Raw genomic sequence first — 794 nt, forward strand, 5'->3', positions numbered from 1 at the left:
AAAGCGCAAGGCAAACAGCTCGACATGCAAGCCGCCATTACCCAGCTTGAAAATGCGCTATCCATTGCCAAAGCCCTACAAAATGCCGCTACTCAGTCTGAAGCCCACGGTGCAGACACTGACAGCCAAGAACAACTTAACAAAACATTAAGCCAACTGACCCAAAGCGGCATACTTGCCTATGCCCAAGAAGGCATTGCCTTAACCAGTCCACAAAACATTCAACTCTCCACCGGCAACAGCGTTACTTTAACCAGTGAAAACCAAACTGACATTGCCGCCTTAAAAAATCTTACCCTCTCATCGGGCGAAGCGATGGGCTTATTTGCCCACAAATCAGGCATGAAACTGTTTGCCAACCAAGGCGATATTGTGGTGCAAGCCCAAAACGCCAACCTCAACATGGCCGCCAAGCAAGATATAAAAATTGACAGTGTCGATGGTGAGCTAATCATAACCGCCAGTGAAAAAATCACCTTAATGTGTGGCGGTTCATATATAAAAATCAGCAGTGAAGGCATTGAACTGGGCACACAGGATAATGTTTATCTGAAGTGTAATGTCATGCAAAAGATGGGCGCGGCGAGTAATGATTTATCCGCAAAGCTAAATAACAATGATTCGGAACTCGAAATGTTATTAAGAAAACATGTATCGTTCAATTCAAAAAGCTTTTCGGAATAATTTGTAAGGAAGTAACACAATGACTATAAAAAAAATAACCGACTTTAACTTTCCTGTTGGCGAAAAACAATTAAGTCAAGACGCCTATTATAAAGCCTTATCAGAAGCAA

At 42.4% G+C, this 794-nt stretch carries 1 protein-coding gene; it reads left to right on the top strand.

Features of this window, described 5'->3' with window-relative positions; genetic code table 11:
* On the top strand, positions 1–684 hold a 684-nt coding region (locus A9G34_RS08735; RefSeq protein WP_141670389.1), incomplete at its 5' end, for a DUF2345 domain-containing protein.
* Between the last annotated feature and the right edge of the window lie 110 nt (positions 685–794).

The organism is Gilliamella sp. Choc4-2 (assembly GCF_001690355.1).
In the GTDB taxonomy this organism is placed as follows: Bacteria; Pseudomonadota; Gammaproteobacteria; order Enterobacterales; family Orbaceae; genus Gilliamella; species Gilliamella apicola_A.